Consider the following 7664-nt stretch of genomic DNA (forward strand, 5'->3'; position numbering starts at 1 on the left):
GCCCAGCGGCTCGGGCGACAGCATCAGCACCGGGCGCGGGGCCAGCCTGAGCGCGGCATATTGCGCCGCCAGCCCGGCGCCAACGATGATCACCCGGGCGGTGTCGATGCGGTGCATCAGCCGGCCAGCTGCCGCGACAGGTCGATCATGCGCTGAACCGCGACGCGGGCCTTGGCGGCGATGGCGGCGTCGACCTCGACCGCGCCGTCCATCGCATGCAGCGACCAGAGGATTTTCTCCAGCGTGATCTTCTTCATGTAGGGGCACATGTTGCAGGGGCCGACAAAATCGACCTCGGGCAGCGCGCCCGAGATGTTCGAGGCCATCGAACATTCGGTCACCAGCATCGCCTTTTGCGGGCGTTCGCGTTCGACATAGCCGATGATGCCGCTGGTCGAGCCCGAAAAATCGGCCTCGGCCACCACGTCGGGCGGGCATTCGGGATGGGCGATGATGCGGGTCTCGGGGTTGTAGCTGCGGAAATCGCGCAGATCCTGGGCGGTGAAGCGTTCATGCACGATACAGGCGCCGTCCCACCAGACCACGCGCTTGTGCGGCACCTGCCTGGCGACGTTCTGGGCCAGGTATTTGTCAGGCGTCATGATCACCGTGTCGCTGTCCTGCGCGGCGACGATCTGCGCCGCGTTGGACGAGGTGCAGCAGATGTCCGAGGCCGCCTTGACCGCGGCCGAGGTGTTCACATAGGTGACCACCGGCGCGCCGGGATAGCGCGCGCGCATCTCGGCGATGCCGGCGGGGGTGATGCTTTCGGCCAGCGAACAGCCGGCCTCCATATCGGGCATCAGCACGGTCTTGGCCGGGTTCAGGATCTTCGCGGTCTCGGCCATGAAATGCACGCCGCATTGCACGATGACATCGGCCTCGGCGCGGGTGGCCTCGATCGCCAGCTGCAGGCTGTCGCCGACCACATCGGCAACGCCGTGATAAATCTCGGGCGTCATGTAGTTATGCGCCAGGATGACGGCGTTGCGTTCCTTCTTCAGCCGGTTGATCGCGGCGACATAGGGCGCGTGAATCGCCCAGTCGGGCGGCGACACGACACGCTCCATCCGGGCATAGAGATCTGCGGTGGCCAAAGCGAGATCGGGGGATGGGGCGAGATCATAGTGATCGGCGAGTTCGGCGCGGAGCGCGATCTGGTCGAGCAAGGGCGAAACATCCTCAAGTTACTGCAATCCATCCCGAAGGAACGGATGCCGGACCCTCCTCCGGATGCCGGCCGATCTGTCTCTAGGTGCAGGATGACGTAAGGGCAAGCGGGTTATCCCGCGAGCCGGGCGCGCAGCCGGCGGCCCGGCCCCTGAAAATAGACGGGTTTGCGACGCGGTGCGGCCTGGCTCAGCCGATGAAATCGGCGCGCCGTTCGCGCAGGCTTTCATAGAGGAAATCGACAAACAGCCTGACCCGCTGCACCCGGCGCAGATCGCCGTGCAGCAGCACCCAGGTCGCCCGGCTTTGATCCAGCCCGGTGCCCGGCAGCCGTTGCAATTCCGGAAACACGCTGGTCACCCAGGCGGCAAGAAAGGTCATGCCGGCCCCGGCGCGGGCCAGGTGCATGTGCATCGCCGGATCGGGGATCGCGTGGCGCACCCGCGCGCGGGGGAAGGGCGAGGCGGCGATCATCGCCTTGAGTTCCGGCGCCTCGCCATAGCCCAGCCAGGTCAGCCCCTCGCCGCGCGGCCCGGCCTGATGCAGGGTGCGGTCGATATAGCTGCGGGCGGCGAAGACGCCGATCGACAGCGGGAACAGCTTGCGCCCCACCGCCTCGCCGCTGACCTCGCGGACATGGCGGATCGACACGTCGGTTTCCAGCCGGTCGATGGAATCGATGCCGTAGGACAGGTTCATGTCGATATGGATATCGGGATACAGCGCCAGGAATTCGGCCAGCACCGGCGCCAGCAGGAAATGCGCGGTCATCGGATCGGCTGACAGGCGGATGCGGCCGGCGGCCTGGTTGTCCAGCCCGCGCACCGCGTTGAAGCCCTGGCGCAGGGCGGCCTCGGCCTCCAGCGCCTGCGGCAGCAGCCGCCGGCCCGCCACGGACAGGTGCAGCCCGTCGGCGCCGCGGCGGAACAGCTGAACCCCCAGCTGGTGTTCCAGCGCCTCCAGTTGCCGGCGCACGGTGGCATGGTTGCTGTCCAGCTGCTCGGCAGCGCCGCGCAGCGACCCCGCCCGCGCGATGGCCAGAAAGGCCGGAAGCGATTTCCAATCCAACATGCGGAACGATTATGAACCACATTGGGCCATTTTCGGCAATCCCCGGACCTAATTCAATCCGCTAGAGCGTCGGGGACCGCAGCACAAGGAGACCGGCCATGACATCCACTTTCAGCGCCTGGCGCATCGCGCGCTATGGCGGGCCCGAGCGGCTGACCCCGGTCACGGCGCCGATGCCGGCGCCCGGACGCGGTGAGATCCTGATCCGCATCCACGCCTCGGCTGTCACCCGCGCCGATGGCATGATGCGGGCCGGGCGGCCGCGTTTTGCCCGCGTCTTCCTGGGCCTGCGCCGCCCACGCCGCAACCTGTCGGGCACCGGCCTGTCGGGCGAGGTGATCGCGGTGGGCGAGGGGGTGCGCCGCTTTGCCGTGGGCGATGCGGTGTTTGGCGAGGCCGGCCTGAACTTTGGCGCCAATGCCAGCCATATCTGCCTGAATGAGGGCGGCACGCTGATGCACAAGCCCGCGACACTGTCGCACGAGGCCGCGGCGGTGATGTGCGACGGCCCGTTGACCTCGTATCATTTCCTGCATCAGGTCGCGCAACTGCAGGCCGGACAGCGGGTGCTGATCCTGGGCGGTGCCGGCAGCCTGGGCAGCGCGGCGGTACAGATCGCGGCTGCGGCCGGCGCCGATGTCACCGCCACCTGCAGCAGGCGCAACCAGGCGATGGTTGCCGATCTGGGCGCGGCGCGGGTGGTCGATTACACCACCGAGGATGTATATGCCGGGCACGATCGCTATGACGTGGTATTCGACACGCTGGGCGTCGGGTCCTTTGCCGCCGCGCGCGCCAGCCTGGCGCCGCACGGGCAATATCTGTGCCCGGTTTTGTCCCTGACCCTGCTGGCCGCGATGCTGTCAAGCCGGCTGCGCGGTGGCCAGCGGGCCGGGTTTGTCGCCGTCGGCCTGCAGCCGCCGGTGGTGCTGCGCGGTCATCTCGATGCCTTGCTGGCCATGGTTGCAGCGGGAACGCTGTTGCCGCTGCTTGACCGGGTCTATCCTTTGGCCAATCTGGTCGAGGCGCATCGCCACATGGAAACCGGCCATAAGCGCGGCAATGTGGTGGTGGTCTAGGCGGCGCGGTTGCGCCACAGCATCAGGGGGTGCGGATTGGCACGCTTGAACGGGAAACTCTGTATTGTCACCGGCGCCGGCCGGGGCATCGGCGCGGCGATTGCGCGGGCCTTTTGCCGCGAGGGCGCGGCGGTGGTGGTGACCGACAAGGCGGCCGACCGCGCCGCCGCGCTGGCGGGTGAGATCGGCGCGCAACATGCCGGTCTGGACGTGGCGTCCGAGGCGGATTGGGCGGCGCTGGCGCGGCTTTGGCCCGCCTGCGACGTGCTGGTGAACAATGCCGGGATCACCGGGTTCGAAGCGGGCCCGCGCCCGCATGATCCCGAACATGCCACGCTGGCGGATTGGCGGGCGGTGCACGCGGTGAACCTGGACGGCACCTTTCTTGGCTGCCGCTATGCGATCGGGGCGATGCGGGTCAAGGGCGCCGGGGCGATCATCAACATCTCGTCGCGCTCGGGCCTGGTGGGGATCCCGGCGGCGGCGGCCTATGCCGCGTCCAAGGCCGCGATCCGCAATCACACCAAGACCGTGGCGCTGTATTGCGCCGAACAGGGTCTGAACATCCGTTGCAATTCGATCCATCCCGGCGCCATCCTGACCCCGATGTGGGAGCCGATGCTGGGCGATGGGCCGGACAGGCCGGCGCGCATGGCCGCTTTGGTCGCCGACACGCCGCTGCGCCGTTTCGGCCAGCCCGAGGAAGTGGCGGCAATCGCGGTTTTGCTGGCCTCGGACGAGGCCGCCTATATGACCGGGGCGGAACTGTCGGTGGATGGCGGATTGCTGGCCGGGTCGGCCGCTGCGCCCCGGGCCGCCGACCGCCGAGACTGACGGGGCGGGGCAGAAATCTGCCAGAGGCGGAGCGGAAATCTGCGAGGAATATTCGCCGGATCCGGGCCCGGTGGGGTTGCCGGGTGCCGGGCCCTTGGTAAGTCTTTCGCCACCGCGGGACCGCCCTGGCCGGTCTTCGACGCGGGTTTCATTTTGGGAGGAACGTCATGTTCAAAACCTTCGGGCTGGGCGCCGTTGTCGCCGGCAGCCTTGCACTTTCCGCGCCTGCCGCTTCGGCAACCGAATTCGTCAACGTGCTGACCGGTGGCACCTCGGGTGTCTATTACCCGCTGGGCGTGGCGCTGGCGGATATCTATGCCAAGAACATCCCCGACTCGCGCACTCAGGTGCAGTCGACCAAGGCCTCGGTCGAGAACCTGAACCTGCTGCAGCAGGGCCGCGGCGAGCTGGGCTTTGCCCTGGGCGATTCGGTCAAGGACGCCTATGAGGGCAATGCCGAGGTCGGGTTCAACCAGCCGCTGGACAAGCTGCGCGCCATTGCGGCGATCTATCCGAACTTCATCCAGATTGCCGCTTCCGCCGATGCCGGTGCAATCACCGCGACCGATCTTGCCGGCAAGTCGGTTTCGGTTGGGGCCGCGAAATCCGGTACCGAGGTGAACGCGCGCAAGATCCTGGGCGCGCTCGGCATGAGCTATGACGACCTGGGCAAGGTCGAGTACCTGCCCTTTGCCGAGTCGGTCGAGCTGATGAAGAACCGCCAGCTGGACGCGACGCTGCAAAGCTCGGGCCTGGGCTCGGCGGCGCTGAAGGACCTGTCCTCGACCCAGGACGTGACCTATGTGTCGATCCCGGCCGAGGTGGCCGGAACCCTGGGCGCGCCCTATGCCGCCGGCGTGATCCCCGCCGGGACCTATCCCGGCCAGGACAGCGACATCCCGACACTGGCGATCACCAATATCCTGGTGACCAGCGCCGATGTCTCGGACGAGCTGGCCTATCAGATGACCAAGCTGCTGTTCGAGAACCTGGAGCAGATGAAAGCGGCGCATGCCGCCGCCGAGGCGATCAATCTCGAGGATGCGGTGAAGAACTCGCCGATTCCGCTGCACCCGGGTGCCGAACGCTATTACAAGGAACAGGGCCTGCTCTGAGCGGGTTCAGGCGGCGGCCCGGCCCTGGCCGGGCTGCCTGCGTGACGGGAGGACGAGATGTCTGGACAAGTTGACACCGGGCCTGTGCCCGACGAGGACGCGGCCGCGCAGCATGGCCCGCTGACCTCGGGATTTCCGCCCAGCCTGACCGGGCGGTTCCTGTTCTGGCTGGCGGTGGTTTTTTCGCTGTACCAGATCGCGATCGCCGCCCATGTCATCGACCTGCCCAGCCAGGTGATGCGCGCGGTGCATGTCGGGTTCCTGCTGGCGCTTGGCTTTCCGCTGCTGGCCATCGGGCGCCGCTTTGGCACCGCGATGCGCGCGCTGTGCTGGCTGTTTGCCGCCGGCGGGGTGGCGGTGGCCGCCTATCAGTGGATCGAATACACGCCGCTGTTGTTCCGGGCCGGCGACCCGAACCTGCCCGACCTGATCTTTGGCTGCATCGCGGTGGCGACGGTGTTTATCGCCGCCTGGATGCTGATGGGCCCGGCGCTGCCGATCATCTGCGCCGTCTTCCTGTCCTACGCCCTGTTCGGTCAGTTTCTGCCCGCGCCGCTGGACCATCGCGGCTATGCCTTTGAGCAGGTGGTCGAGCAGATCGCCTATGGCACCGAGGGCATCTATGGCATCCCGACCTATGTGTCGGCGACCTATATCTTCCTGTTCATCCTGTTCGGGTCGTTCCTGGAAAAGGCCGGGATGATCAAGCTGTTCACCGATGTCTCGCTGGGCCTGGTCGGCCACAAGATGGGCGGCGCCGCCAAGGTGTCGGTGCTGTCCTCGGGGCTGATGGGCACGATCTCGGGTTCGGGCGTGGCCAATGTGGTCACCACCGGGCAATTCACCATTCCGCTGATGAAACGCTTTGGCTATCGCTCGGCCTTTGCCGGCGGCGTCGAGGCGACGTCGTCGATGGGTGGGCAGATCATGCCGCCGGTGATGGGCGCGGTGGCCTTCATCATGGCCGAGACCCTGGGCGTGGCCTATGTCGAGGTGGTCAAGGCGGCGCTGGTGCCGGCAATCCTGTATTTCGCCGGTGCCTTCTGGATGGTGCATCTGGAGGCCGGCAAGCGCGACCTGCGCGGCCTGGCCGCGGACGAGATGCCCTCGGCGCGCCGCGCGCTGAAAGAGGGCTGGTACCTGATCCTGCCGCTGGCGGTGCTGGTCTGGCTGCTGTTCTCGGGCTATACGCCGCTGTTTGCCGGCACCATCGGCCTGGCGCTGACCGGCATGCTGATCCTGGGCACCGCCATTGCCATGGGCCTGTCGTCGACCGCGGTGCGGGTGATCTTCTGGGTGGTGCTGGGCCTGTGCGCCTCGGCCTTCTTCAAGTTCGGCATCACCGCGCTGTTGCTGGTGCTGGCGGTGCTGGTGATCGCCTGCGCCGCCTTCCGGGGCGGGCGGCAGACGCTGGCGATCTGCCGCGACAGCCTGGCCGACGGTGCCAAGACGGCGCTGCCGGTCGGCATCGCCTGTGCGCTGGTGGGGGTGATTATCGGGGTGATGACCCTGACCGGTGCGGCCAATACCTTTGGCCAGTTCATCGTCTCGGTCGGGCAGAACAGCCTGTTTCTGAGCCTGGTTCTGACCATGGTGACCTGCATCATCCTGGGCATGGGGATCCCGACGATCCCCAATTACATCATCACCTCGTCCATCGCCGGTCCGGCGCTGCTGGACCTGGGTGTGCCGCTGATCGTCAGCCACATGTTCGTGTTCTATTTCGGCATCCTGGCGGATCTGACGCCGCCGGTGGCGCTGGCCTGTTTTGCCGCCGCGCCGATTGCCAAGGAAAGCGGGCTGAAGATCAGCTTTGAGGCGATCAAGGTCGCGGCCGCCGGTTTCGTGGTGCCGTTCATGGCGGTTTATACCCCGGCGCTGATGTTGCAGGATGGCGGTGCCCTGGCCGGGGCCATCGGCTATTGGCCGGCGGTGGCCTATATCGTGCTGAAGGCGCTGATTGCGCTGGCGCTGTGGGGCGCCTGCGTGATCGGCTGGCTGGGTCGGCCGCTGGCGATCTGGGAACGCGCGATTGCGGTGGCCGCCGCCTTTACCCTGGTTGCGGCGCTGCCGATCACCGACGAGATCGGCTTTGGCCTGGCGGCGGTGTTCGGCCTGCTGCTGTGGCGCCGCAAGGTTGCGGTGTCGGCATGAGCGGCTGTCTTCTGGCCGGGGCGATGGTGATCGCCCTGGCCGATGGCGCGGGCTTTACCCTGGAATGGCAGCATTCGGTCGAGCGGCAAAGCTGGCGGGAAAGCTGGGAAGTGACCGATGACCGCCGCCTGCGGCTGACCGAGGCGGCGGTCAAGGGATCCGGCGCCGGGATGGAGCCCGGCCCCGGCGGCCGGTTCGAGCGCGGCTGGTGGGTCTGGGCCCCGGCGCTGCCGCCGGTGCC

General features: G+C 67.4%; 7 protein-coding genes. 5 read left to right on the forward strand and 2 right to left on the reverse strand.

Annotated elements, in window-relative coordinates:
- Positions 1-116 precede the first annotated feature (116 nt).
- The gene (nadA, locus tag CVM52_RS21810; RefSeq protein WP_100164493.1) at positions 117-1169 is read right to left on the reverse strand and encodes a quinolinate synthase NadA; all 1053 of its coding nucleotides are present in this window, start codon (positions 1167-1169) and stop codon (positions 117-119) included.
- 190 nt (positions 1170-1359) lie between these two features.
- A complete protein-coding gene (locus CVM52_RS21815; protein WP_100164494.1) occupies positions 1360-2241 on the reverse strand; it encodes a LysR family transcriptional regulator in 882 nt (293 codons plus the stop codon).
- 98 nt (positions 2242-2339) lie between these two features.
- On the opposite strand from CVM52_RS21815, the gene CVM52_RS21820 reads away from it, so the two are divergent.
- The 5 genes from CVM52_RS21820 to CVM52_RS21840 all read left to right on the forward strand — a co-directional run.
- Positions 2340-3320, forward strand: coding sequence for an NAD(P)-dependent alcohol dehydrogenase (locus CVM52_RS21820; protein ID WP_100164495.1), 981 nt, complete (start codon positions 2340-2342; stop codon positions 3318-3320).
- A 45-nt stretch (positions 3321-3365) separates the two neighbouring features.
- Positions 3366-4154: an SDR family oxidoreductase gene (locus tag CVM52_RS21825; RefSeq protein WP_240621028.1), complete on the forward strand. Its 789-nt coding sequence runs from the start codon at positions 3366-3368 to the stop codon at positions 4152-4154.
- 167 nt (positions 4155-4321) lie between these two features.
- Positions 4322-5269 (forward strand): TAXI family TRAP transporter solute-binding subunit, encoded by a 948-nt coding sequence (locus CVM52_RS21830; RefSeq protein WP_100164497.1) that lies wholly within the window; start codon positions 4322-4324, stop codon positions 5267-5269.
- Positions 5270-5326: 57 nt separating this feature from the next.
- Entirely contained in the window at positions 5327-7423 is a 2097-nt protein-coding gene (locus CVM52_RS21835) for a TRAP transporter permease (protein ID WP_100164498.1), read from the forward strand.
- Positions 7420-7664, forward strand: a 245-nt coding sequence (locus CVM52_RS21840; RefSeq protein WP_133119931.1) for a DUF1850 domain-containing protein, incomplete at its 3' end; no start/stop codon positions are given. The genes CVM52_RS21835 and CVM52_RS21840, both read left to right, overlap by 4 nt.

The organism is Pseudooceanicola lipolyticus, from assembly GCF_002786325.1.
GTDB classification, from domain to species: Bacteria; Pseudomonadota; Alphaproteobacteria; order Rhodobacterales; family Rhodobacteraceae; genus Pseudooceanicola_C; species Pseudooceanicola_C lipolyticus.

What these genes read in the sequence shown, in the direction of transcription:
- CVM52_RS21815 (WP_100164494.1), bottom strand. Translation starts at nt 2,241, where the DNA reads ATGTTGGATTGGAAATCGCTTCCGGCCTTTCTGGCCATCGCGCGGGCG.
- CVM52_RS21835 (WP_100164498.1), top strand. Translation starts at nt 5,327, where the DNA reads ATGTCTGGACAAGTTGACACCGGGCCTGTGCCCGACGAGGACGCGGCC.
- CVM52_RS21820 (WP_100164495.1), top strand. Translation starts at nt 2,340, where the DNA reads ATGACATCCACTTTCAGCGCCTGGCGCATCGCGCGCTATGGCGGGCCC.
- CVM52_RS21830 (WP_100164497.1), top strand. Translation starts at nt 4,322, where the DNA reads ATGTTCAAAACCTTCGGGCTGGGCGCCGTTGTCGCCGGCAGCCTTGCA.